Source organism: Pseudoxanthomonas sp. SGNA-20, from assembly GCF_003931635.1.
Classification (GTDB): Bacteria; Pseudomonadota; Gammaproteobacteria; order Xanthomonadales; family Xanthomonadaceae; genus Pseudoxanthomonas.
In genome coordinates this window covers 247,968-272,946 of record NZ_RRYK01000002.1, presented here as the reverse complement: position 1 = coordinate 272,946, position 24,979 = coordinate 247,968, and the positions used below count along the sequence as shown (strand labels likewise).

The window sequence follows — 24,979 nt, the reverse complement described above, 5'->3', positions numbered from 1 at the left end:
AACACCGCCCTGCACCCGCCAGGGCTTAGAATCCGCGTTTCCCTTGCTCTTTCTGGCGAGGGGGCGCCAAACAGAGCATAGGATCCGAATGTCGCAGCAAACCACCATTCGCAAGCTCGCCGAGCTGGTCAACACCCCGGTCGAGAAGCTGCTGGAGCAGCTGGCCGAGGCCGGCATGAAGTTCAGCGGTCCCGACCAGGTCGTGACCAGTGCCGAGAAGATCAAGCTGCTCGGCTTCCTGCGCCGTACCCACGGCAAGGGCTCGGCGGCTCCGGCCGAAGAGATCGCTGCGCCGAAGAAGATCACCCTGGCCCGGCGCAAGGTGCAGGAACTGACCGTCGGCGGCGGCCGCAGCAAGACCACCGTCGCCGTCGAGGTCCGCCAGAAGCGCACCTACATCAAGGCCACCGAGGCGGCTCCCCCCGAGGCGCCGGTGGACGACGAGCGCGCCGAGGTGCTGCGCAAGCTGGAGGAATCCCGCCAGCGCAACCTCGCCGAGCAGCAGCGCCTGGCCGAGCTGGACCGCCAGCGCGCCGAGGAAGCCGAGCGCAAGCGCCAGGAGGAAGAGGCCGAGCGCAAGCGCCAGGAAGAGGAGCGCAAGGCAGCCGAGGGGGCGGCCCGGCAGCAGGAGCGCGAGGCCGCGCCCGAGCCGGAGCCGGCCGAGCCGGCGCCGGCCCGTCCGGCGCGCCCGGCGCCGCGCGCGGCCGAGGACAGCCGTGCCGCGCCCAAGCACAAGGGCCGCGGCGGGCACGCCATCGCCGACGACGACGACACCCCGGCGCGCTTCGCCGGCCAGCTGCACCTGTCGGCCGCCGACCGCGCACGCCGTTCCACCGCCCGCCCGGGCGGGCGCGGCGGCAAGCCGCAGCGCCGCCAGGACAGCCGCGGCGGCGGCAACGGCGGCGGCGTGGGCGGCTTCGAGCGCCCGACCGCGCCGGTGGTGCGCGAGGTCGCCATCGGCGACTCGATCACCGTGGCCGACCTGGCGCAGAAGCTGGCCATGAAGGGCGGCGACGTGGTCAAGGCGCTGTTCAAGATGGGCGTGATGGCCACCATCAACCAGTCCATCGACCATGACACCGCGGTGCTGGTCACCGAAGAGCTGGGCCACAAGGCCGTGCGCGCCGAGACCGACGACGCCGAGAGCGAGCTGCTGGCGCAGGTCGAGCGCGCCCAGGGCGAGCCGGCGCCGCGTCCGCCGGTGGTCACCATCATGGGCCACGTCGACCACGGCAAGACCTCGCTGCTGGACTACATCCGCCGCACCAAGGTCGCCTCGGGCGAGGCCGGCGGCATCACCCAGCACATCGGCGCCTACCACGTCGAAACGCCCAAGGGCGTGATCAGCTTCCTGGATACCCCGGGCCACGCCGCGTTCACCTCGATGCGCGCGCGCGGCGCCAAGATCACCGACATCGTGGTCCTGGTGGTCGCGGCCGACGACGGCGTCATGCCGCAGACCAAGGAGGCGATCCAGCACGCGAAGGCGGCCGGCGTGCCGCTGATCGTGGCGATCAACAAGATCGACAAGTCCACGGCCGACCCGATGCGGGTCAAGAACGAACTGCTCAACGAGCAGGTCGTGGCCGAGGACTTCGGTGGCGACACCCAGATGGTGGAGCTGTCGGCCAAGACCGGCATGGGCGTGGACGACCTGCTCGACGCCATCTCGCTGCAGGCCGAACTGCTGGAGCTGAAGGCGGTGCCGGACGGCAACGCCAGCGGCGTGGTCATCGAGTCGGCGCTGGACAAGGGCCGCGGCCCGGTCGCCACCGTGCTGGTCCAGCAGGGCCAGCTGAAGAAGGGCGACTACCTGGTGTGCGGCGTGCACTACGGCCGCGTCCGCGCCCTGTTCGACGAGACCGGCGGCCAGCCGAACTCGGCCGGCCCGTCGATCCCGGTGCAGGTCCTGGGCCTGTCCGGCGTGCCGGACGCCGGCGACGACTTCGTGGTGGTCAAGGACGAGCGCCTGGCCAAGGACGTGGCGCAGCAGCGCGACGCCAAGCGCCGCGAGTCGCGCCTGGTCCAGGCCGCGGGCAACCGCATGGAAGACATCATGGCGCAGATGGGCAAGGGCGAGGGCCAGCAGGTCCTCAACCTGCTGGTCAAGGCCGATGTCCAGGGCTCGGTGGAGGCGCTCAAGCAGTCGCTCACCGCGCTGTCCAACGACGAGATCCGGATCAACGTGATCAGCTCCGGCGTGGGCGGCATCACCGAGTCCGACGCCAACATCGCCGTGACCACCAAGGCCACCGTGATCGGCTTCAACGTCCGCGCCGACGCCTCGGCCCGCAAGATCATCGAGGCCAACGGCGTGGACCTGCGCTACTTCTCGATCATCTACGACGTGATCGACCAGGTGAAGCAGGTGGCTTCGGGCCTGCTGGGCGTGGAGATCCGCGAGGAGATCATCGGCATCGCCGAGGTGCGCGAGGTCTTCCGCAGCTCCAAGTTCGGCGCGGTCGCCGGCTGCATGGTCGTGGAGGGCGTGGTCAAGCGGAACAAGCCGATCCGCGTGCTGCGCGACAACACGGTCATCTTCGAGGGCGAGCTGGAATCGCTGCGCCGCTTCAAGGAGAACGTGGACGAGGTGCGCAGCGGCACCGAGTGCGGCATCGGCGTGAAGGAGTACAACGACGTCAAGCCGGGCGACCAGATCGAGTGCTTCGAGCGCATCGAGGTCCAGCGCACGCTGTGACCTGCGCGGCGCCGGCGGCCATGGAGGCCGTGCCGGCGCCCGCGACGACGGGACGGCCCTCGCGGCCGTCCCGCCGTTTCCGGGCCGCCACCTGGCGGCCTGCAGTGGCGGGCCGCCGGCCCGCAGGCAAGACCGGGCGCCGCGCCCGGCAAGGAGTCCGCAGATGCCGACCAAATCCTTCCATCGAACCGACCGCGTCTCGGCGCAGCTGCGCCGCGAACTGGGCACCCTGGTGCACGAGGCCGTGCGCGAGCACGGGCTGCCGTCGGTGAGCGTGTCCGACGTGGAAGTCACCCGCGACCTGGCCCATGCCAAGGTGTTCGTCACCGCGCTGCTGCCGGACCGTTCGGCCGAGGCGGTCAAGGCGCTCAAGGAGATGGCGCGCGAGCTGCGCATGGAGCTGGCCCGCCGGGTCAAGCTGCGCCACGTGCCGGAGCTGCACTTCCATTACGACGATTCGGTCGACCGCGGCGAGCGCATCGAGATCCTGCTGAAGGAAAATCCGCCGGCCCCGGCCGACGAGTAAGCATCCACGCCGTCCCGGCCGGCGCCGGCCTCCCGGGCCGGCCACCCGGCCGCCAGGACGTTCCCCGATGACCCGCACCAAGACCAAGTTCCGTCCGCTCGACGGCATCCTGCTGCTGGACAAGCCCGCGGGGATGAGTTCCAACGCCGCCCTGCAGGCGGCCCGCCGCCTGTTCCGTGCCGAGAAGGGCGGCCATACCGGCAGCCTCGACCCGCTGGCCACCGGCCTGCTGCCGCTGTGCTTCGGCGAGGCCACCAAGCTGGCCGGCCTGCTGCTGGGCTCGGACAAGGCCTACGAGGCCGGGATCGTGCTCGGCACCACCACCGACACCGACGATGCCGACGGCCAGGTGCTGCGCCAGCGGCCGGTCCCCGGGCTGGACCATGCCGCGGTCGTGGGCGCGCTGGCCGGCTTCGTCGGCACCCTGCAGCAGCGCGCCCCGGTGTACTCGGCGCTCAAGCAGGGCGGCGAGCCGCTGTACGCCCGCGCCCGCCGCGGCGAGGTGATCGAGGCCCCGGTGCGCCAGGTGCAGGTCCACGCCATCGAGCTGCTGGAGATGCAGCCGGCCTTCCTGCGCCTGCGCGTGACCTGCGGCACGGGCACCTACATCCGCAGCCTGGCCCGCGACCTGGGCGAGGTCCTGGGCTGCGGCGCGCACATCGCCAGCCTGCGCCGGCTGTGGGTGGAGCCCTTCACCGCGCCGGCCATGTTCACCCTGGAGCAGCTGCAGCAGCTCGCGGAGGAGGGCGGCGAAGCCGCGCTCGAGGCCTGCCTGCTGCCGCTGGAGGCGGGCCTGGCGGGCTTCCCGCGGGTCGACCTGGATGCCGCCCAGGCCGCGCGCCTGGGCCAGGGCCAGCGCCTGCGCGGGCCCTGGGCCGCGGCCGACCCGGTGGCGGTCCACGGCCCCGACGGCAAGGCGCTGGGGCTGGGACGGGTGGAGCCGGGCGGGCTGCTGGCGCCGCAACGGCTGTTCAGGAACACCGCCGGGGCCTGAGGCGGCCGCCCGGCGGAACCGGTTTTGCCTTGTTCGGCCCCCGGCGGGGGGTTACAATTCGCGCGCCTTTTTTCCCGGGCAATCATTCCCGCCGGTTCCAAGGGCGGCCTTCAGGCAAGCGGCGGGCCAGGCGGTGCGCACCAGCGCGTTCCTGCCAGCCTCGCATCCAAGAGAGAAACCATGTCCATCGACACCCAGAAGATCATCGCCGACAACGCGCGCGGCGCCAACGACACCGGCTCCCCGGAAGTCCAGGTCGCCCTGCTGACCGCCCGCATCGAGCAGCTGACCGAGCACTTCAAGATCCACAAGAAGGACCACCACAGCCGCCGTGGCCTGCTGCAGCTGGTCAACCGCCGCCGCAGCCTGCTCGACTACCTCAAGCGCAAGGACAACGAGCGCTACAAGGCCCTGATCGAGAAGCTCGGCCTGCGTCGCTGACGTACCTTCCCGCCGCGGCGCAGAGATGCGCCGCGGTTTGCATTTGGGCGCCGGCAAAGCACCGCGGGCGCCCGTCCCCGGGACCACCGGGGCGCAACACCCGCAAGCGGCCGGGCTTCTCCGGCCACCCGTTGCCGGCAAGGGCCGTCACCGGTCAATCGCAAGCAGATTCCCCAAGGAACCGACGTGGCAAAAATCACCAAAACCTTCCAGTACGGCAAACACACCGTGACCCTGGAAACGGGCGAGGTCGCCCGCCAGGCCAGTGGCGCCGTCATCGTCAAGATGGACGACACCGTACTGCTGGTCACCGCCGTCGCCGCCAAGAGCGCGCGTGAAGGCCAGGACTTCTTCCCGCTCACCGTTGACTACCAGGAGAAGTTCTACGCCGGCGGCCGCATCCCCGGCGGCTTCTTCAAGCGCGAAGGCCGTCCGACCGAGAAGGAAACGCTGGTTTCGCGCCTGATCGACCGCCCGATCCGCCCGCTGTTCCCCGAGGAATACAAGAACGAGGTCCAGATCATCGCCACGGTGATGTCGCTGAACCCGGAGATCGACGGCGACATCCCGGCCCTGATCGGCGCCTCCGCGGCGCTGTCGCTGGCCGGCACCCCGTTCAAGGGCCCGATCGGCGCCGCCAAGGTCGGCTACAAGGACGGCCAGTACATCCTCAACCCGACCACCTCCGAGCTGGCCGAGTCCAAGCTGGAGCTGGTCGTCGCCGGCACCGCCAACGCCGTGCTGATGGTCGAGTCCGAGGCCCAGCTGCTGAGCGAGGAAGTGATGCTCGGCGCGGTCACCTTCGGCCACCGCGAGATGCAGAAGGTCATCAACGCGATCAACGAGCTGGTCGCCGAGGCCGGCGTCAAGCCCAGCGACTGGGTGCCGCCGGCGAAGAACGAGGCGCTGGTCGCCGCGCTGAAGCAGGCCGTCGGCAACCGCCTGGCCGAGGCTTTCAAGATCCGCGACAAGCTGGAGCGCCGCGACGCCATCGCCGCGATCAAGAAGGATGTCAGCGAGCAGCTGGCCGAGCGCGTGGCGGCCGAGGGCTGGGACCCGGCCGAGGTGGCCAAGGAGTTCGGCGAGCTGGAGTACCGCACCATGCGCGACGCGGTCCTGGAGACCAAGCTCCGCATCGACGGCCGCGCCCTGGACACCGTGCGCCCGATCACCGTGAAGACCGGCGTGCTGCCGCGTACCCACGGCTCGGCCATGTTCACCCGCGGCGAGACCCAGGCCATCGTGGTCACCACCCTGGGCACCGCCCGCGACGGCCAGATCATCGACGCCGTCAGCGGCGAGTACCGCGAGAACTTCCTGTTCCACTACAACTTCCCGCCGTACTCGGTGGGCGAGTGCGGCCGCTTCGGCGCGCCCAAGCGCCGCGAGATCGGCCACGGCCGCCTGGCCAAGCGCGGCGTGCTGGCGGTGATGCCGACCCTCGAGGAGTTCCCGTACACCGTGCGCGTGGTCTCGGAGATCACCGAGTCCAACGGTTCCTCGTCCATGGCCTCGGTCTGCGGCAGCTCGCTGGCGCTGATGGACGCCGGCGTGCCGGTGAAGGCCCCGGTGGCGGGCATCGCCATGGGCCTGGTGAAGGAAGGCGACCGCTTCGTGGTGCTGTCGGACATCCTCGGCGACGAGGACCACCTGGGCGACATGGACTTCAAGGTCGCCGGCACCGCCGACGGCGTGTCCGCCCTGCAGATGGACATCAAGATCGAGGGCATCACCGAGGAGATCATGAAGCAGGCCCTGGAGCAGGCCAAGGCCGGCCGCCTGCACATCCTCGGCGAGATGGCCAAGGCCATCACCGCGCCGCGCGCCGAGCTGTCGGAGTTCGCGCCGCGCCTGCTGACCATCAAGATCCACCCGGACAAGATCCGCGAGGTGATCGGCAAGGGTGGCGCCACCATCCAGGGCATCACCAAGGAGACCGGCACCCAGATCGACATCCAGGACGACGGCACCATCGTCATCGCCTCGGTCAACGCCGCCGCCGCCCAGGCCGCCAAGGCCCGCATCGAGCAGATCACCTCGGACGTGGAGCCGGGCCGGATCTACGAGGGCAAGGTCGCCAAGATCATGGACTTCGGCGCGTTCGTGACCATCCTGCCGGGCAAGGACGGCCTGGTGCACGTCTCGCAGATCTCCAGCGAGCGCGTGGAGAAGGTCTCCGACAAGCTCAAGGAAGGCGACGTGGTCAAGGTCAAGGTGCTGGAAGTCGACAAGCAGGGCCGCATCCGCCTGTCGATCAAGGCCGTCGAGGAAGGCGAGGGCGTGGCGCAGTAAGCGCCGCCACATCGCCGGATACGCGCAAGGAGCGGGCTACGGCCCGCTCTTTGCGTTTGCGGTCACGCCATCGGCCCTAGACTGCCGGAATTCCGGGAGCGAGGGACCGCCGTTGGCCGTGACCGCCGATCCAGCCGCAACCGACGACCAGGACGCCCGCGTCCGGCGCGAGCGCTGGCTGGACGGACTGGGCGACGCCGCTCGCGGCGCGCGGCGGCTGGCGGTGGCCTGCACCGTGGCCGGCGGCTGGCTGCTGTTGCCGCAGGCCTGGGCGATCGCCGTGCTGCTGGATGCGGTGCTGGCGCGGGGCCGGGGCCTGGACGGGACGCTGCCGCTGTTCCTGCTGCTGGGGGGCTGCCTGGCTACGCGCGCGGTGCTGGCCTGGCGCGCCGGCATTGCCGCCGGCGACCTGGCCGAAGGCGTGCGCCAGGAACTGCGCCGGTGCGCATGGGCGGCGCTGCATGCGCGCGGCCCGCGCTGGTTGCGCCGCCAGCGCAGCGGGGCGCTGGCCGAACTGGTGCTGTCGCATGCCGAGGCGGCCGGCGACTACCACGCCGGGTACCGCCTGGCACGCGCCGAGGTCGCGTGGGTGCCGCCGGTCCTGCTGCTGGCGGTGGCCGCCGCCGACCTCGTGCCGGGCCTGCTGCTGCTGTTCGCCGCGCCGCTGCTGCCGGTCTCGATGGCGCTGGTCGGGTGGGGCGCCGAATCCGCCAGCCGCGCGCAGCTGGCCGAGCTGGCACGGATGGGCGGGCATTTCGCCGACCGCCTGCGCGGGCTGGGCCTGATCCGGCTGTACGGCCGCGGCGAGGCGGAACTGGGCGGCATCGCCGCCGCGGCGGAGGGCCTGCGCGAGCGCAGCATGCGCGTGCTGCGCATCGCCTTCCTGTCCTCGGCGGTGCTGGAATTCTTCGCCTCGCTGAGCGTGGCGATCGTGGCGCTGTATTTCGGCCTCGGCTACCTGGGCATGTTGCCGCTGGAGCTGGCCCCGGACCTGCGCACCGGCCTGTTCTGCCTGCTGCTGGCGCCGGATTTCTTCGCCCCGATGCGCCGGCTGGGCACGCATTACCACGATCGCGCCGCCGCCCTGGCCGCGGCGGCGGAAGTGGAGGACGTGCTTGGCCGGTTGCCGGGCGTGGCCGCCCCTGCGCACGCGCCGGAACCGGCGCCGGAGCCTCCAGCGACCGGCGCCCGGCCAGCGCCGCTGTTGCGGGTGCATGCGTTGGCCCTGGCACCCGAGCCCGGGGCCGCGCCGCTGTTCGAGGGTCTGGAATTCGAGCTGCGGCCCGGCGAACGGCTGGCCCTCGCCGGGCCCAGCGGCTGCGGCAAGAGCCTGCTGCTGGAGGCCATCGCCGGCTGGGTCGCGCCGCTGGAGGGCAGCATCGCGATCGCCGGGGGCGTGCGTTGCGGCCATGCCGGGCAGCGACCCTGGCTGTTCCAGGACAGCCTGGCCGGCAACCTGCGCCTGGCCGCTGCGCAGGATGCGGGCGAACTGCACGCCGCGGCCGAGGCTGCCCAGGTGCTGCGCTTTGCCCGGCAGTTGCCGCGCGGGCTGGACACGCCGGTCGGCGAGCGCGGCTACGGCCTGTCCGGCGGCGAGGCGCGGCGCGTGGCCCTGGCGCGGGCGCTGCTGCGGCGGCCGCAACTGCTGTTGCTGGACGAGCCGACCGCGTTCCTCGACCCGGGCACCGAAGCGGCCCTGCTGGAAGCGCTGGCGCGCCATGCGCCCGGCTGCGCGGTGCTGGTGGCCACCCATAGCCCGCGGGTGATGCGCTGGGCCGGGCGCGTGCTGGATCTGCCGTCCGGGCGCATCCGCCCGGCGCTGGGGGTGGCGCCATGAGCCGGCACGAGGACCCGCTGCAGCCGTTCCCACCGGGGCGGCGGGCGCGCATGGCCGCGGTGGTCGCCGTGCTGCTGGCGACCATGCTGGCCGGCACCGCGCTGCTGGGCCTGGCCGGCGGCTTCATCACCGCCTGCGCGCTGGCCGCGGGGGCCGCCAGCGGCTTCAACTTCTTCTCGCCCTCGGCCGGGATCCGCGCGCTGACCTTCGCCCGCATCGCCTCGCGCTACTTCGAGAAGCTGCTCGGCCACGACGCCATGCTGCGCCTGGCGCGCGACCTGCGCGGCTGGTTCTTCCGCCGCGCCCTGCCGCTGGCCCCTGCGCGGCTGGGACGGATGCGTACCGGCGCGCTGATGGCGCGGTTGCTGGACGACATCGCGCAGGTGGAAGGGCGGCTGGTACGCGCGCTGGGGCCGCTGCTGGCAATGCTCGGCCTCGGCCTGGCGGCGGTCGCCTGGGCGGCCTGGATCCTGCCGGAAGCCGGCCTGGTGCTGGCCGCGGCGATGCTGCTGCTGGGGCCGGCTTCGGCCCTGCCGGTGGCCTGGGACGGGTTGCGCCGCGAGGCGCGCGACATGCGCCTGCAGGAGCGCCTGCGGGTGCGGGTGCACGAGGGCATCGAGGGGGCCGCGGACCTGGCTGCGATGGGCGCCACCCGGGCCTGGGCGGCGCGGGTGGACGCGGCGGCCGCGCGCCTGGCACGGGCCGGACGCCAGCGCCAGCGTCGCGTTTCCGCCGCCGCAATGGGCATGTCGCTGGTTGGCGCGGCCACCTTGCTGGCGATGCTCGCGCTGTCGCTGCAGGCCGCGCACGCGGGGCGGATCGGGGCGGTCGAGGCGGCCGCCCTGGGCTTCGCCACCCTGGCCCTGCTGGAAACCTGGGCCGGTGCCGGCCTGGCCTGGCAGGCGTTGCTGGCCGGGCAGGCCTCGGCGCGCCGCCTGCACGCGCTGGTCGCGCAGCCGCCGGCGGTGGGCGATCCGCCGCGGCCGGTGCCAGTGCCGGAGCGCGGCGCGCTGCACCTGGAAGAGGTGTGTTTCGCCCATCCGGACGGGCGCGCCCTGCTGGACGGGCTGGACCTGCGCCTGCGCCCCGGGGAGCGGGTGGTGGTGGCCGGCGACAGCGGCAGCGGCAAGAGCACCCTGCTGGCCCTGGTATTGCGCGTACTCGAGCCGCAGGCCGGGCGTATCGCCTGGGCCGGGATCGACCTGCGCCGGTTCCACCAGGCCGACTGGCATGCGCGCCTGGCCTGGGCGCCGCAGGACGCGCCGGTGTTCGCCGGCAGCGTGCGCGCCAACCTGCGGATGGGCGATCCGCAGGCCGGCGAGGCGGCGATGTGGCGCGCGCTCGAAGCCCTGCGCCTGGACGCACGGGTGCGCGCCGCCGGCGGGCTGGACTGCGAGGCCGGCGAGGGCGGGGCGCTGTTGTCCGGCGGCGAGGCGCGGCGGCTGGCGCTGGCCCGCGCCCTGCTCAGGCCCGGGCCGCTGTTGCTGCTGGACGAACCGCTGGAAGGCCTGGACGTGGACGCCGCCGAAGCCCTGCTGCTGGACCTGGAGCGGGCGCTGGGGCGGCGCAGCCTGCTGCTGGTCTCGCACGCGCCGGTGCCGGCCGCGCTGCCGTGGCGGCGGCTGCGGCTGGAGCAGGGGCGCTTGCAGGAGGTGTAGCGCGGGTTGCGCGGCGCCGGATCAGGCCGCGCGCAGGGACTCGAGCCCGGCGAAATCCAGGATCTCGATGCGGTAGGTCTCCGGCACCGCGATCAGGCCCTTGCCGCGCAGGGTGGTAAGGCAGCGGCTGACCGTTTCCACGGTCAGGCCCAGGTGGTCGGCGATGTCGGCGCGCGGCATCGGCAGCGCCACCATCGGGCCGGGGTTGCCGGCGCGCGCCTCGCGCGCGGCCAGCTTGAGCAGGAAGTCGGCCATGCGCTCGATCGGGTTCATGCGCGCCAGGGCCATCATCTGGTCGCGGGCCGAGTCCAGCTCCACGCAGGCGCGCTCGAACAGCTTCTCGCGCAGCTGCGGATAGCGCTCGCCCAGGCGCCGCATCGCGTCGATGCCGAAGCGGCACAGCTCGGTCTCGCCCAGCGCCTCCACGTCGTGGCGGTAGGTCGGCGAACCGCTGAGGCCGACGAAATCGCCCGGCAGGGCGAAGCCGGCCACCTGGCGGCGGCCGTCGGCGGCCAGCCGCACCATGCGCAGCGCGCCGCGGACCACGGTGAACACGTGCCGGCGCGGATCGCCCTGCCGGGCCAGCACCGCGCCAGGGCCCAGCAGCTGGCTGCTGGCCTCTGCGTCCAGCGCGTGCATCTCCTCGTGGGTGAGGACCGAGCACACGGCGAGGTGGCGCACCTGGCAGTGCGCGCAGGGGCCCAGCGGTCCTGCCTCGTCGGGAGGCGGGGTGAGGCAGGGACTATCAAACGGAGGCCAGGCCATTACGGGCACGCAGGACAGGGTGCGCGCCATTGTACCCCGCCGGGGTGATCCACGCGCCGCCAGCAGGCACCGCCGACACGGTAGAATCGCAAATCCCGTCCGTGCCCTGGCACAGGAGTTTTTCCGCTTGATCAGGCCCCGTACCCCGGCCGGCGTCATGGAGCTGCTGCCGCGCGAGCAGATCGCCTTCCAGCGCATGCTCGACGTCATCCGCCGCAACTATGAACGCTTCGGCTTCCTGCCGGTGGAGACGCCGGTGTTCGAACTGTCCGACGTGCTGCTCACCAAGTCCGGTGGCGAGACCGAGCGGCAGGTGTATTTCGTCCAGTCCACCGGCGCGCTGGCCAACGCCGCGGCCGAGGGCGCGGCGGCCGGGCTGCCGGAGATGGCGCTGCGCTTCGACCTGACCGTGCCGCTGGCGCGCTACGTGGCCGAGCACGAGCACGAGCTGAGCTTCCCGTTCCGCCGCTACCAGATGCAGCGCGTGTACCGCGGCGAACGCGCCCAGCGCGGGCGCTTCCGCGAGTTCTACCAGTGCGACATCGACGTCATCGGCAAGGACACGCTGAGCATCCGCTACGACGCCGAGGTGCTGGCGGTGATCCACGCCGTGTTTTCCGAGCTGGGGATCGGCGCGTTCCGCGTGCAGCTCAACAACCGCAAGCTGATGCGCGGCTTCTTCGAGGCCCAGGGCGTGGCCGACCCGCAGCAGCAGGCGCTGGTCCTGCGCGAGGTCGACAAGCTCGACAAGCGCGGCCCCGAGTACGTGCGCCAGACCCTGACCGGCCCGGGCTTCGGCCTGCCGGCCGCGGCCGTGGACCGGATCCTGGCGTTCGTCGAGGTGCGTTCGGACTCGCACGCCGACGCACTGGCGAAGATCGAAGCGGTGCTGGCCGAGGCCGGCGAGGGCGCCAGCGAGGTGCTGCGCGCCGGCGCCGCCGAACTGCGCGAGGTGCTGGAGCTGGTGCGCGCGATGGGCGTGCCGGAGTCGGCGTACTGCCTGAATTTCTCCATCGCCCGGGGCCTGGACTACTACACCGGTACCGTCTACGAGACCCAGCTGGTCGAGCACCCGGGCATCGGCTCGATCTGCTCCGGCGGCCGCTACGAGGACCTGGCCAGCCACTACACCAAGTCGAAGCTGCCGGGCGTGGGCATCTCCATCGGCCTGACCCGCCTGTTCTGGCAGCTGCGCGAGGCCGGGCTGATCGAGGGCATCGCCGAGAGCAGCGTGCAGGCCATGGTCGCGCTGATGGACGAGAACCAGCTGGCCGACGCCCTGGACATCGCCCGCCACCTGCGCCTGGGCGGGATCAACACCGAGGTGCAGATGGAGCCGCGCAAGATCGGCAAGCAGTTCCAGTACGCCTCGCGCGCCGGCATCCGCTTCGTGGTACTGGCCGGCCCGGACGAGCTGGAGCGTGGCGTGGTCGCGGTCAAGGACCTGGTGCGCGAGCAGCAGTTCGACGTGCCGCGCGGCGAACTGGCCGAAACCCTGAAGGTCGAACTGGAACAGGCCCGCGCCCTGGCGGGCCGCTGATCCATCCGCCCGACCCGCGCTCGCGCGGGCCGGTGCTCCCGGCGCCGGGCACGCCGGCGCCTTCCGTTCCGCATAACGCAACAGGCAGGCGCATGACGACGATCCGTCTCGACGGGCAATCCCTGACCCGCGACCAGCTGGTCGCCGTGGCCCAAGGCGCGAAGGTCGCGCTGGATCCTGACGCACTGGAGGCGGTGGCGCGCGCGGCCGGGTTCCTCGCCGAGCAGGTGCGCCGCGAGGAGCCGATCTACGGCGTGTCCACCGGCTTCGGCAGCAATGCCGACAAGCTGCTGGGCGCGCATCCGCTGCGCGACGAGCTGCCCGGCGCGGCGCCTTCGGGGCGCTCCCTGCACGAGGAGCTGCAGCGCAACCTGATCGTGACCCACGCCGTGTGCGTGGGCGAACCGATGGCCGCCGACGTGGTGCGGGCGATGCTGTGCATCCGCCTCAACACCCTGCTCAAGGGCCATTCCGGCATCCGGGTGCAGACCCTGGAGGCGATGGCGGCCATGCTCAACGCCGGCATCGTGCCGGTGGTGCCGCAGCTGGGTTCGGTCGGCGCCTCCGGCGACCTGGCGCCGCTGTCGCACCTGGCCATCGTCCTGCTGGGCGGTGGCGAGGCGTTCTTCGAGGGGCGGCGCATGCCGGGCGCCGAGGCGCTGCGCCGCGCCGGGCTGGAGCCGGTGTCGCTGTCGTACAAGGAAGGCCTGGCGCTGAACAACGGCACCGCGCAGATGCTGGCCATGGGCGTGCTGGCGCTGCACCGGCTGGAGCTGATGCTGGACACGGCCGACCTGGCCGCGGCCATGACCATCGACGCCTTCGCCGGGCGCCTGGGCGCGTTCGCCGAGGAGGTGCACGCGCTGCGCCCGCACCCGGGCCAGGTGCAGGTGGCGGCCAACCTGCGGCGCCTGCTTTCCGGCTCGACCCTGGCCGACATCCCGTACCACCTGGTGCCGAAGTTCCGGCCGTGGCTGCCATCGAGCTGGGACACGGAGGAGTCGCGCGGCCTGCGTTTCGATATCGGCTGGGACTGGGTGCCGGCCGACCAGCGCCACGGGCGCGAGAAGTTCTACCAGCGCTTCCTGCCGTTCCGCGGCGGCAAGAAGCACCAGCCGCAGGACAGCTATTCGCTGCGCTGCATCCCCCAGGTGCACGGCGCGGTGCGCGATGCCGCCGCGCAGGCGGCGCGGGTGCTCGACATCGAGCTCAACGCGGTCACCGACAACCCGCTGGTGTTCCCGGACAAGGCCGACGCGGCGCACGTGGAGGAGCAGGTGATCTCCGCCGGCCACTTCCACGGCATGCCGCTGGCGCTGGCGCTCAGCTACCTCAAGGCGGCGATCCCGGCCCTGGCTTCGATCTCCGAGCGCCGGCTGAACAAGCTGGTCGATCCGGCCACCAACGACGGCCTGCCGGCGTTCCTGATCGGCAACGAGGACGGCACCGAATCCGGCCACATGATCGTGCAGTACACCGCCGCGGCGATCGTCAACGACCTGGCCAGCCGCGCCCACCCGGCCTCGGTGTACTCGGTGCCGACCAGCGCCAATGCCGAGGACCATGTGTCGATGGGTGCCAACGAGGCGCGCCACGTGCTGGCCATGGTTGAGGGCCTGGGCAAGGTGCTGGCGCTGGAGCTGTACACCGCGGCCCAGGCGCTGGACCTGCGCCGGGACATGATCAACGCCGCCCGCGCGCTGGCCCGGCGCGCCGATGCCCAGGCACTGGCGGCCAAGGTGCAGGGTGGCCCGGAGCCGGATGCGCCGCTGCGCGCGCGCTTCCTGGCCGAGGTCGAGGAACTGCGCGCGCAGCTGGCCGCGGCCGACGCCTTCCACCCCGGCACGGCGGTGGCCCGGGCCCATGCCCGCATCCGCGAGGCGGTGCCGTTCCTGGACCGCGATCGCGCGCTGGACGGCGAGGTCGCCACCATGGTCCAGCTGGTGGCTTCCGGCGCGCTGCTGGAGGCGCTGGCCGGCTGAGCCGCACCGGCGGCGACCCTTGCACGCCCCGCCGCCCGGGTCTTCCTGCTCTTCCGGGAGCGGGTAGGGGCGACTTGCCGGAATCCTTGCATTCCGGGCCTTCCCGGCGGGGCGAGGCCTGTCCCGTATCGCGCGCGGCGCCTCCCCGCATCCCCGGTCGACTTGCAGCCAGCCAGGCGGTTTGACCTGGGTCCGGGCCGCGTGTTCTAATGTGCTAACGCGTTAATACATTGGTTCGGAATGAAACGGCGGGTCAAGGGCGGGGAAGAAGGGTTCGAGGAGCGTCTGGCGCAGTTGTCGGCGATCCTTGCCCGGCTGGACGAGCCGGAGGCCGTCCGTGCCTTCCTGCTGGACCTGTGCACTCCGGCGGAGCTGGAGGCCATGACCGACCGCTGGCACGTGGTGCCGCTGCTGCAGCAAGGCGTGCCTTATCGCGAGATCTACGAGCTGACCGGGGTCAGCGTCACCACCATCGGCCGGGTCGCACGCACGCTGGAGCGCGGTGCCGGCGGTTATGCGCGGGCCGTCGCCCTGCGCGCTTCCACCAGCGAGAGAGCATCCCCATGAGTCCCCCCCTGGGTGCGGCCACCCGCGACCGCCTCCGCATCGCCATCCAGAAGAGCGGCCGCCTGGCCGAGCCGGCCCGCAAGCTGCTGGCTGCCTGCGGCCTGAGCTGGCGCGAGAGCCGCGACAAGCTGTTCTGCTACGGCGAATCCCTCCCGGTCGACCTGCTGCTGGTCCGCGACGACGACATCCCCGGCCTGATCGCCGACGGCGTCTGCGACCTGGGCGTGGTCGGCCGCAACGAGCTGGACGAGCAGGCCGGCGCGCGCGCGCAGGTTGGCCTGCCGCAGGCCTACCGCGAACTGCGCGGCCTGGGCTTTGGCCAGTGCCGGCTGATGCTGGCGGTGCCGGAGGACTGGGACTGGACCGGCCCCGCGCAGCTGCGCGGCCGCGGCCTGCGCATCGCCACCAGCTATCCGTCCATCCTCTCGCGCTGGCTGCAGGAACAGCAGATCGACGCCCAGGTGGTGGAGCTGTCCGGCTCGGTCGAGATCGCCCCGCGCCTGGGCACGGCCGAGCTGATCTGCGACCTGGTCTCCAGCGGCGCCACCCTCAAGGCCAACCAGCTCAAGCCGGTGGAAACCCTGCTGGAAAGCGAGGCGGTGCTGGCCGGCCCGGTCGGTGGCTTCGACGACGCCCGCGCCGCGCTGGCGCAGATGTTGCTGCGGCGCATGGACGGCGTGCTCCAGGTGCGCGAGCGCAAGCTGCTGATGTTCAACGCCGACCGCGAGGCGCTGCCGGCGCTGGAACGGCTGCTGGCCGACGCCGGCCCGCTGGTGCAGCTGCCCTCGGCCAATGGCGCCCTGACCCTGCAGACCATGTGCGAAGGTACGATCAGCTGGCAGCAGCTGGAGGAGCTCGAGCGCGCCGGTGCGCGCCAGCTGATGGTCCTGGGCGTGGAGAGGTCGCTGGCATGAGCGCCGTGCAGAACACCCCCGCGCAGCCGGCCTGGAACCGGCTGCAGTGGTCCGCGCTGGACGAGGCCGGGCGCGCCCGCGCGCTGACCCGTCCGGTGCAGGTCGTGGCCGACGCCACCCGCCAGGCCGTGGCCGCCGTGCTCGAGTCAGTGCGCAGCCGCGGCGACGAGGCACTGCGCGAACTGACCGCGCGCTTCGACAAGGTCGAACTGGAGCGTTTCGAGGTCAGCGCCGAGGAATTCGCCGCGGCCGAAGCCGCCGTGTCGCCGGAACTGCGCCGGGCCATGGCCGATGCCGCCTCGCGCATCGAGGCCTTCCACCGTGCCGGCATGGGCAAGGGCTACAGCGTCGAGACCGCGCCGGGCGTGGTCTGCGAACGCATCATCCGCCCGGTGCCGCGCGTCGGCCTGTACGTTCCCGCCGGCAGCGCGCCGCTGCCTTCGACCGCGCTGATGCTTTGCGTGCCGGCCGCGCTGGCGCGTTGCCGCCAGGTGGTGCTGTGCACGCCGCCGCGCGCCGATGGCACGGCCGACCCGGCGGTGCTGGTGGCCGCGCGCCTGGCCGGCGTGGACCGCGTGTTCAAGCTCGGCGGCGCCCAGGCGATTGCCGCGCTGGCCTTCGGCACCGCCAGCGTACCCAAGGTCGACAAGATCTTCGGCCCCGGCAACAGCTACGTGGACGAGGCCAAGCGCCAGGTCGCCCAGTGCGGCGCGGCGGCGATCGACATGCCGGCCGGTCCCTCCGAGGTGCTGGTGATCGCCGACGACGGCGCCAACCCGGCCTATGTGGCCTCGGACCTGCTGTCGCAGGCCGAGCACGGGCCGGACTCGCAGGTGCTGCTGCTGTCCGACAGCGCCGGCCTGATCGACCGCGTCGAGGCCGAGCTTGCGAGCCAGCTGGAGGCGCTGCCGCGGGCGGAGATCGCGCGCAAGGCGCTGGCCTCCTCGCGCCTGGTCCTGGTCGATTCGCTTGACCAGGCCTTCGCCATCAGCAACACCTACGCGCCCGAGCACCTGATCCTTGCTCTGCGCCAGCCCCGCGAGTGGCTGGACCGGGTCGAGGCCGCCGGTTCGGTGTTCCTCGGCGACTGGACGCCGGAGGCACTGGGCGACTACTGCAGCGGCACCAACCATGTCCTGCCGACCAATGGCGCCGCGCGTGCCTGGAGCGGGGTGAGCGTGGCCAGCTTCCAGAACTTCGTCAGCGTGCAGGCGGCCAGCCGCGAGGGCATCCTCGCCATCGGCGACTGCGCGGTGACCATGGCCCGCGCCGAGCGGCTCGATGCCCACGCCAATGCCGTGGCCCTGCGCCTGGAGGGGGCGGCGGCATGAGCGACGACCTGCTTTCCCTGGTCCGCGAAGACCTGCGCGGCTTCGGCGGCTACAGTTCCGCGCGCAGCCACGCGCTGGATGGCGAGATCTGGCTCAACGCCAACGAAAGCCCCTGGGCCAACCCGGCCGATCCGCGCAGCAGCTGCCGCCGCTATCCCGACCCGCAGCCGGCCGCGCTGGTGCAGGCGCTGGCGCGACTTTACGGCTGCGAGGCGTCGCAGGTTCTGGTGGGCCGCGGCAGCGACGAGGCCATCGACCTGCTGGTGCGCGCGCTGTGCGTGCCGCAGCGCGACGCGGTGGTGGCCACGCCGCCGGTGTTCGGCATGTACGCGGTCAGCGCCCGGCTTCAGAACGCACCTCTGCGCGAGGTGCCGCTGGTCGATGGCCCCGATGGCTTCATCGTCGACCTCGAGGCAGTGGCCGCGGCGGCGGAGCAGGGCAATGCCAAGCTGGTCTTCCTGTGCAGCCCGTCCAATCCCACCGGCGGCGACGTGCCGCTTGAAGGCATCGCCGCGCTGGCCGGGCGCCTGGCCGGGCGCGCACTGGTGGTGGTGGACGAGGCCTACGGCGAGTTCTCCGACCAGCCTTCGGCGACCACGCTGATGGGCGGCCACCGCAACATCGCCGTGCTGCGCACGCTGTCCAAGGCGCATGCGCTGGCGGCCGCGCGGATCGGCACGCTGATCGCCGATCCCTCGCTCATCCGCGTGCTGCGTGCCTGCCAGGCGCCATATCCGATCCCGACGCCGTGCGCCGAGCTGGCCGTCGCCGGCCTGTCGCCGGAGGCGCTGGCGCGTACCGCCGAGCGCGTGGCGGTGGTGCGCAGCGAGCGTACGCGGCTGGCCGCGGCGCTGGCCTCCGCGCCGGGCGTGCGCCGGGTCTATCCGTCCTCCGGCAACTACCTGCTGGTGCGCTTCGACGACGCCCAGGCCGCGTTCGACGGCCTGCTGGCCGCCGGCGTGGTGGTGCGCGACCAGCGTGCCGCGCCGCAGCTGGGCGACGCCCTGCGCATCACCGTCGGCACCCCCGAACAGAACCAACGCGTGCTGGCCATCCTGGCCGCACTGGAAGCCGCTGCATGACCCCGATCCTTTTCATCGACCGCGACGGCACCCTGATCGAGGAGCCGGAAGATTTCCAGATCGACGCCTACGAGAAGCTGCGCTTCGTCGAAGGCGTGATCCCGGCCCTGCTGAAGCTGCGCGACGCCGGCTACCAGTTCGTGATGGTCTCCAACCAGGATGGCCTGGGCACGGACAAGTATCCGCGGGAGAGCTTCGAGGGCCCGCACAACCTGATGATGCAGGTGTTCGAGAGCCAGGGCATCCGCTTCCGCGACGTGCTTATCGACACCAGCTGGCCGCACGAGAACAAGCCCACGCGCAAGCCGGGCATCGGCCTGGTGCTGCCCTACATCCAGGACCGCTCGATCGACTGGAAGCGCTCGGCGATGGTCGGCGACCGCCCGACCGACAACGAGTTCGCCGCCAACCTCGGCATCCGTGCGTTCCAGTTGAAGACCCCGCAGTTCGGCGGCGAGTGGGACTGGGCCGGCATCGCCCACGAGCTGGCCGACGCGCCGCGGCGCGCCGTGGTCCAGCGCGACACCAGGGAAACGAAGATCCGCGTCGCGGTCGACCTGGACCGCGCGGCCGATCCGAAGATCCACACCGGCCTGCCGTTCTACGACCACATGCTGGAACAGATCGGCAAGCACGGCGGCTTCGCCCTGGAGATCGAGGCCGAGGGCGACCTGCACATCGACGAGCACCACACCATCGAGGACACCGCGCTGGCCCTGGGCCAGGCGCTGCGCGAGGCGCTGGGCGACAAGCGCGGCATCGGCCGCTATGGCTTCACCCTGCCGATGGACGAAACCCACGCCAGCGCGGCGCTGGACTTCAGCGGGCGCCCGTACCTGGTCTACCAGGGCAGCTTCGCCCGCGAGCGGGTGGGCGACATGCCGACCGAGCTGGTGCCGCACTTCTTCCGCTCGCTGTGCGACGCGGCGGGCCTGAACCTGCACATCAGCGTGAGCGGCGACAACGACCACCACAAGATCGAGGCGAGCTTCAAGGCGCTGGCGCGCGCGCTGCGCCAGGCCATCCGCCGCGAGGGCGACGCCCTGCCGTCGACCAAGGGGGTGCTGTGAGCGCGGCCGGCAAACGCGTCGTCGTCATCGATGCCGGCGGCGCCAACCTCGGCTCGGTCTGCTACGCGCTGGAACGCCTGGGCATGCAGCCGCAGGTGGTCGACGGCGCCGCCGGCCTGGAACGCGCCGACCGGGTGATCCTGCCGGGCGTCGGCGCCGCCCCTGAAGGCATGCGCCGCCTGCATGCGCAGGGCCTGGTCGAGCCGCTGCGGCGGCTGCAGGTACCGCTGATGGGCATCTGCCTGGGCATGCAGCTGCTGTACGAACGCTCGGACGAGGGCGACGTGGAATGCCTGGGCCTGCTGCCTGGCGTGGTCCACCACCTGCCGCAGGTCTCCTGCATCCGGGTGCCGCACATGGGCTGGAACGGGCTGCGCAAGCTGCGCGAATCGCCGCTGCTGGACGGGGTGGCGGAGGGGGCGAAGGCCTACTTCGTGCACAGCTACGCCGCGCCGATCACCGCCGCCACGGTGGCCGCCACCGACCACGGCAGCCTGTTCACCGCGGTCGTGCACGACGGCCTGCGCTGCGGCGCCCAGTTCCACCCTGAGCGCTCGGCCGGCACCGGCGCGCGCATCCTCCGCAATTTCCTGGAGATGGACTTCTGATGGGCTTCACCGTCTATCCGGCGCTGGACATCCGCGGCGGGCGCGTCGTGCGCCTGGCCCAGGGCGACTACGCGCGCGAGACCCGGTACGGCGACGATCCGCTGCCGCGCGCGGCGGCCTTCGCCCAGGCCGGTGCGCGCTGGATGCACCTGGTCGATCTGGACGCGGCCAAGGCCGGCGGTTACACCCTGGCGCCGCTGCTGGGGCGGATCGCGCGCGAGACCGGCCTGCAGGTGCAGACCGGCGGCGGCGTGCGCGGCCGCGACGACGTGGCCCGGATCCTCGATGCCGGCGCCGCGCGGGTGGTGGTCGGCTCGCTTTCGGTGCGCCAGCCGGAGACGGTGATCGGCTGGCTTGCCGAGTTTGGCGGCGAGCGCATCACCGTGGCCCTGGACACCCGCCAAGACGAAGCCGGCACCTGGCAGCTGCCGGTGCACGGCTGGACCGAGGACGCCGGCGTCACCCTGGACCAGCTGCTGCCGCGCTTCGTCGAGGCCGGGCTGCGCCACCTGCTGTGCACCGACATCGCCCGCGACGGCATGCTGTCCGGCCCGAACCTGGAGCTGTACGCGCACCTGGCACGGCTGGCCCCGGGCGTGGCGGTGCAGGCTTCCGGCGGCGTGCGCGACGCGGCCGACGTGGCCGGCGCGCGCCAGGCAGGTTGCGCCGGCGCGGTGCTGGGCCGGGCGCTGCTGGAAGGCCGCCTGCAGCTGGCCGATGCGCTGGCGGTGGAGGAGGCCGTGCCATGCTGAGCCGCCGCATCATTCCCTGCCTGGACGTGCGCGAGGGCCGCGTGGTCAAGGGCGTGCGCTTCCGCGACCACGTCGACATGGGCGACATCGTCGAGCTGGCCCTGCGCTACCGCGACCAGGGCGCCGACGAACTGGTGTTCTACGACATCAGCGCCAGCCCCGAAGGGCGTTCGGTCGACTACGCCTGGGTCGAGCGGGTGGCGCGGCTGATCGACATCCCGTTCTGCGTGGCCGGCGGCATCCGCGACGTGGAGACCGCGCGCCGGGTGCTGCATGCCGGCGCCGACAAGATCTCGGTCAATTCGCCGGCGCTGGAGCGCCCGCAGCTGGTCTCCGAGCTGGCCGACGCCTTCGGCGTGCAGTGCGTGGTGGTCGGCATCGACTCCATCCGCGAGGCCGACGGCCAGTGGCGGGTGCGCACCAACACCGGCGACCCCGGCAAGACCCGGGCGCTGGGCGTGCGCACGCTGGACTGGATCGTCGAGGCCCAGCGCCTGGGTGCCGGCGAGATCGTGCTCAACTGCATGGACAGCGACGGCGTGCGCCGCGGCTACGACATCGTCCAGCTGCGCCAGGCGCGCGCGCTGTGCCGGGTGCCGCTGGTGGCCTCCGGCGGCGCCGGTGCGCCGGAGCACTTCGCCGAGGCCTTCGAGCGTGCCGACGTGGACGGCGCGCTGGCGGCCAGCGTGTTCCACAGCGGCGCGATCGCCATTCCCGAACTGAAGAAATACCTGCGGCAAAGGCAGGTCGAGGTGCGTGATGTCTGAAGATCCCGGCGCCGCGGCGGTAGGCCGCATCGGCGTGTTCCCCGAGGCCCTGGACTGGGACAAGTCCGGCGGCCTGCTGCCGGTCGTCGTCCAGGACGCCGACAACCTGCGTGTGCTGATGCTCGGCTACATGGACCGCGACGCGCTGCAGGCCACCCTGTCGCGCCGCCTGGTCACGTTCTACAGCCGCAGCAAGCAGCGCCTGTGGACCAAGGGCGAGACCTCCGGCCACGTGCTGGAGCTGGTCGACATCCAGGCCGATTGCGACGCCGACGCGCTGCTGGTGCTGGCGCGGCCGCACGGGCCGACCTGCCACCTGCAGCGTCCCAGCTGCTTCGAGGCGGCCCCGCATGCCGCCGCGGTGCCGCCGCCGCGCACGCTGGAACCGGACATCGGCTTCCTGGCCCAGCTCGACGAGCTGGTGGCCCGGCGCGAACGCGAGCGGCCGCAAGGCAGCTACACCACGAAGCTGTTCGAGGCCGGCGTGCGCCGGATCGCGCAGAAGGTGGGCGAGGAAGGCGTGGAGACGGCACTGGCGGGTGTCGCCCAGAACGACGAGCAGCTGCTCGGCGAGGTGGCCGACCTGGTCTACCACACCACCGTGCTGCTGCATGCCCGGCGCCTCTCGCTGGCCGACGCGGTGGCGGTGCTGGAGGAGCGCCACGCCCAGCGCGCCGGCGGCTGAGCCGGGCCTTGCCCTAGAATCCCCGGTTTTCCCCGGAAGAGGCAGGGCGATGTCCAAGCATTGCGCCGCATGGCTGCTGGCCTGCGTATCCGCGCTGGGCTGCACGGCGGTCCAGGCGCGGGCCGCGGTCGAGGTAACCGGCGTGGTCTACCAGGAGCAGGACGGGCGTCCCGGCCGCGGCGGCGGCGAGCCCGGCCTGGCAGGCGTGCTGGTATCCGACGGCGAGCAGCTCGTGCGCACCGACGCGCAGGGCCGCTACCGCCTGCAGGCGCGGCCGGGCAGGGCGGTGTTCGTGGTCAAGCCTGCCGGGCACCGCTTCCTGGCCGGCGACGACGGCCTGCCGGCGTTCTGGGCGCGGGTGCCGGCCCGGGGCGCGCGCTTCCGCGCCGACTTCGCGCTGGCGCCGGCGGCACCGCGCGAGGGGGCGTTCCAGGCCCTGGTGTTCACCGACACCCAGGTCAAGAACGAGCGCGACATCGACTACTACCGGCGTGCCGTGGTCCAACCGCTGGGCCGGCCGGACGCGGCGCTGGGCGTGACCCTGGGTGACCTGGTCGACGACCGCACCGACCTCTACCCGGCGCTCAACGCGGTGACCACGCAGCTCGGCGTGCCGTGGTTCCATGTCCCCGGCAACCACGACCTCGACCACGCCCCGGCCTCGGACGAGGCCTCGCTCGGTGCCTGGGAACGCATCTACGGACCGGACACCTATGCGGTGGAGGAGGGCGCGGCCGCGTTCGTGCTGCTGGACGACGTGGTGGCCACGCCCGGCCAGGGCGCCGGCTACGCCGGCGGCCTGCGCGAGGACCAGTTCCGCTTCATCGAGGCCTACCTGGCGCAGCTGCCGCGCGAGCGCCTGCTGGTGCTGGGCATGCACATCCCGCTGTTCGACCGCGGCCGCGGCGCCTTCCGCGCCGCCGACCGCGAGCGCCTGTTCGCGCTGCTGCGCCGGCACCCGCGGGTGCTGGTGCTAAGCGGGCACAGCCATAACCAGCAGCACTACTGGCATGGCCCGGCCGATGGCTGGCATGGTCCGGCGCCGCTGCACGAGTACAACGTCGGCGCGGTCTGCGGCGCCTTCTGGTCAGGGGTGCCGGATGCGCGCGGCATCCCGGATGCGACCATGAGCGACGGCACCCCGATCGGCCACGCGCTGCTGACCGTGGAGCCCGATGGCAACTACGCGCTGGACTACCGCCCGGCGCGCGCCAATGGCGCCGATCCGGCATTCACGCGGGCCATGGCGCTGCACGCGCCGAAGGTGCTGCGCCGGGGCGCCTACCCGGCCTGGGGCGTGTTCGCCAACGTGTTCATGGGCGACGCGGAAACCCGGGTGGAATACCGCATCGACGGCGGTCCGTGGAAGCCGATGCGGCGCGTCGAGCGCGCCGATCCGCGGCTGCTGGTGGAGAACGCGGCCGACGACCTGGCCGGGTCGCTGCGCGGCTACGACCGCTCGCCCGAGGCGACCGCGTCCACCCACCTGTGGCGCGGCGCGCTGGACACGGGCCTGGCGCCGGGCGAGCACACCGTGGAGGTGCGGGCGTTCGACCGCTGGCAGGGCGAGGTGCTGGCTTCCACGCGCTACCGGCTGGAGGAAGCACGGCCCTGAGCCGGGACTACGGCGCTGCTGCCTTTGCCCCTTGCCTGCTTCGTGCAAGGGAAGACTGGCCCCGCGGTGCCCGATTCGCGCCAACGGCAGGGGAAAGCAACGGCAAAACCGCCTTGGCCCGGGCCTGCCCGGCTTCAGCGCGGTAGCGCGATTTCCTGGAAGCCGGTGACCCGGGTGTGCCCGTGCGCGGCATCCTCCAGCCGCGGCTCCGGGTAATCCTCCGGGCGATCCACCAGCACCGTGTGCAGGCCGGCGGCACGGGCCGCGTCCAGCTCCTCGACCACGTCGGACAGGAACAGGATCTCGCGCGGCGCCAGGCCGATCGCCTCGGCGATCCTGGCGTAGCTGGTGGCCTCGCGCTTGCCGCCGATCTCGGTGTCGAACCAGCCGGAGAACAGGCCGGTGAGGTCGCCGGCGTCGCTGTGGCCGAAGAACAGCTTCTGCGCCGGCACCGAGCCGGACGAGTACACGTACAGCGGCAGCTCCAGGTCGTGCCAGCGCTGCAGCGCCTGGGCCGCGTCGGGATAGATCGGCGCGGTGAAGTCGGCGTTGCGGTAGCCGGCCTCCCAGACCATGCCCTGCAGCGCCTTGAGCGCGGTGTGCTTGCGGTCCTGGTCGATCCAGCCCTGCAGCGTTTCCACGATCATCGCGTCCTGGCACAGGCCTCCGGCTTCCACCGCCACCGCGTCCAGCCAGCGCCGCACCTCCGGCTCGTGGCCATGCGTGGCGACGAAGCCGGGCAGGGCGCGGCGGGCGTACGGGAACAGCACGTCGCGCACGAACGAGATGCTGCTGGTGGTGCCTTCGATGTCGGTGACGATGGCGCGGGTCATTCGGGATCCTTGAAACGGAGCG

21 protein-coding genes are annotated in these 24,979 nt (G+C 72.4%); 19 read left to right on the top strand and 2 right to left on the bottom strand.

The features are described from left to right. The first annotated feature begins 88 nt into the window (after positions 1 to 88). The 7 genes from infB (at position 89) to cydC (ending at position 10,446) form a co-directional block, all read left to right on the top strand. Positions 89 to 2,698: a translation initiation factor IF-2 gene (gene infB / locus EIM48_RS06535; protein WP_125111329.1), complete on the top strand. Its 2,610-nt coding sequence runs from the start codon at positions 89 to 91 to the stop codon at positions 2,696 to 2,698. Positions 2,699 to 2,861: 163 nt separating this feature from the next. Next, complete coding sequence (gene rbfA / locus EIM48_RS06530) at positions 2,862 to 3,224, top strand: 30S ribosome-binding factor RbfA (RefSeq protein WP_019399699.1); 363 nt, start codon at positions 2,862 to 2,864, stop codon at positions 3,222 to 3,224. A 67-nt stretch (positions 3,225 to 3,291) separates the two neighbouring features. After that, positions 3,292 to 4,218 carry a tRNA pseudouridine(55) synthase TruB gene (gene truB / locus EIM48_RS06525; protein WP_019399700.1) on the top strand — a complete coding sequence of 309 codons (927 nt, stop codon included), beginning with the start codon at positions 3,292 to 3,294 and terminating at the stop codon, positions 4,216 to 4,218. A 180-nt stretch (positions 4,219 to 4,398) separates the two neighbouring features. After that, on the top strand, positions 4,399 to 4,659 hold the full coding sequence (gene rpsO, locus EIM48_RS06520; RefSeq protein ID WP_019399701.1) for a 30S ribosomal protein S15: 261 nt from the start codon (positions 4,399 to 4,401) through the stop codon (positions 4,657 to 4,659). Positions 4,660 to 4,845: 186 nt separating this feature from the next. After that, a complete protein-coding gene (pnp, locus tag EIM48_RS06515; RefSeq protein WP_125111328.1) occupies positions 4,846 to 6,951 on the top strand; it encodes a polyribonucleotide nucleotidyltransferase in 2,106 nt (701 codons plus the stop codon). A 112-nt stretch (positions 6,952 to 7,063) separates the two neighbouring features. After that, positions 7,064 to 8,788, top strand: a complete 1,725-nt coding sequence (cydD, locus tag EIM48_RS06510) for a thiol reductant ABC exporter subunit CydD (protein WP_125111327.1) — start codon at positions 7,064 to 7,066, stop codon at positions 8,786 to 8,788. After that, entirely contained in the window at positions 8,785 to 10,446 is a 1,662-nt protein-coding gene (cydC, locus tag EIM48_RS06505) for a thiol reductant ABC exporter subunit CydC (protein ID WP_125111326.1), read from the top strand. The genes cydD and cydC overlap by 4 nt, the downstream gene beginning before the upstream one ends. A 21-nt stretch (positions 10,447 to 10,467) precedes the next feature. Here the strand turns inward: cydC and EIM48_RS06500 are convergent, their stop codons facing one another. Then, complete coding sequence (locus EIM48_RS06500) at positions 10,468 to 11,127, bottom strand: helix-turn-helix domain-containing protein (protein WP_019399705.1); 660 nt, start codon at positions 11,125 to 11,127, stop codon at positions 10,468 to 10,470. 211 nt (positions 11,128 to 11,338) lie between these two features. On the opposite strand from EIM48_RS06500, the gene hisS reads away from it, so the two are divergent. From hisS to EIM48_RS06440, 12 genes are all read left to right on the top strand, one after another. Then, positions 11,339 to 12,751 (top strand): histidine--tRNA ligase, encoded by a 1,413-nt coding sequence (hisS, locus tag EIM48_RS06495; RefSeq protein ID WP_125111325.1) that lies wholly within the window; start codon positions 11,339 to 11,341, stop codon positions 12,749 to 12,751. A gap of 92 nt (positions 12,752 to 12,843) precedes the next feature. After that, positions 12,844 to 14,733 carry an aromatic amino acid lyase gene (locus EIM48_RS06490; protein ID WP_125111324.1) on the top strand — a complete coding sequence of 630 codons (1,890 nt, stop codon included), beginning with the start codon at positions 12,844 to 12,846 and terminating at the stop codon, positions 14,731 to 14,733. Positions 14,734 to 15,027: 294 nt separating this feature from the next. Continuing rightward, positions 15,028 to 15,300, top strand: coding sequence for a YerC/YecD family TrpR-related protein (locus tag EIM48_RS06485; RefSeq protein WP_019399708.1), 273 nt, complete (start codon positions 15,028 to 15,030; stop codon positions 15,298 to 15,300). Then, a complete protein-coding gene (hisG, locus tag EIM48_RS06480) occupies positions 15,297 to 16,214 on the top strand; it encodes an ATP phosphoribosyltransferase (protein ID WP_125111323.1) in 918 nt (305 codons plus the stop codon). The genes EIM48_RS06485 and hisG overlap by 4 nt, the downstream gene beginning before the upstream one ends. After that, positions 16,211 to 17,545: a histidinol dehydrogenase gene (gene hisD, locus EIM48_RS06475; protein ID WP_037034446.1), complete on the top strand. Its 1,335-nt coding sequence runs from the start codon at positions 16,211 to 16,213 to the stop codon at positions 17,543 to 17,545. The genes hisG and hisD overlap by 4 nt, the downstream gene beginning before the upstream one ends. Beyond that, a complete protein-coding gene (hisC, locus tag EIM48_RS06470; protein ID WP_028914700.1) occupies positions 17,542 to 18,627 on the top strand; it encodes a histidinol-phosphate transaminase in 1,086 nt (361 codons plus the stop codon). Before hisD ends, hisC begins: the two co-directional genes overlap by 4 nt. Continuing rightward, complete coding sequence (hisB, locus tag EIM48_RS06465; protein ID WP_019399712.1) at positions 18,624 to 19,697, top strand: bifunctional histidinol-phosphatase/imidazoleglycerol-phosphate dehydratase HisB; 1,074 nt, start codon at positions 18,624 to 18,626, stop codon at positions 19,695 to 19,697. The genes hisC and hisB overlap by 4 nt, the downstream gene beginning before the upstream one ends. After that, positions 19,694 to 20,305: an imidazole glycerol phosphate synthase subunit HisH gene (gene hisH / locus EIM48_RS06460; protein WP_028914699.1), complete on the top strand. Its 612-nt coding sequence runs from the start codon at positions 19,694 to 19,696 to the stop codon at positions 20,303 to 20,305. The genes hisB and hisH overlap by 4 nt, the downstream gene beginning before the upstream one ends. After that, the gene (gene hisA, locus EIM48_RS06455; protein WP_028914698.1) at positions 20,305 to 21,057 is read left to right on the top strand and encodes a 1-(5-phosphoribosyl)-5-[(5-phosphoribosylamino)methylideneamino]imidazole-4-carboxamide isomerase; all 753 of its coding nucleotides are present in this window, start codon (positions 20,305 to 20,307) and stop codon (positions 21,055 to 21,057) included. The genes hisH and hisA overlap by 1 nt, the downstream gene beginning before the upstream one ends. Beyond that, on the top strand, positions 21,051 to 21,824 hold the full coding sequence (hisF, locus tag EIM48_RS06450) for an imidazole glycerol phosphate synthase subunit HisF (protein ID WP_019399715.1): 774 nt from the start codon (positions 21,051 to 21,053) through the stop codon (positions 21,822 to 21,824). Before hisA ends, hisF begins: the two co-directional genes overlap by 7 nt. Beyond that, a complete protein-coding gene (gene hisIE, locus EIM48_RS06445; RefSeq protein ID WP_051403638.1) occupies positions 21,817 to 22,509 on the top strand; it encodes a bifunctional phosphoribosyl-AMP cyclohydrolase/phosphoribosyl-ATP diphosphatase HisIE in 693 nt (230 codons plus the stop codon). Before hisF ends, hisIE begins: the two co-directional genes overlap by 8 nt. 49 nt (positions 22,510 to 22,558) lie before the next feature. Next, positions 22,559 to 24,124, top strand: coding sequence for a calcineurin-like phosphoesterase family protein (locus EIM48_RS06440; protein ID WP_019399717.1), 1,566 nt, complete (start codon positions 22,559 to 22,561; stop codon positions 24,122 to 24,124). Positions 24,125 to 24,258: 134 nt separating this feature from the next. On the opposite strand, the gene mtnC is transcribed toward EIM48_RS06440, so the two are convergent. Then, positions 24,259 to 24,957, bottom strand: a complete 699-nt coding sequence (mtnC, locus tag EIM48_RS06435; protein WP_019399718.1) for an acireductone synthase — start codon at positions 24,955 to 24,957, stop codon at positions 24,259 to 24,261. Between the last annotated feature and the right edge of the window lie 22 nt (positions 24,958 to 24,979).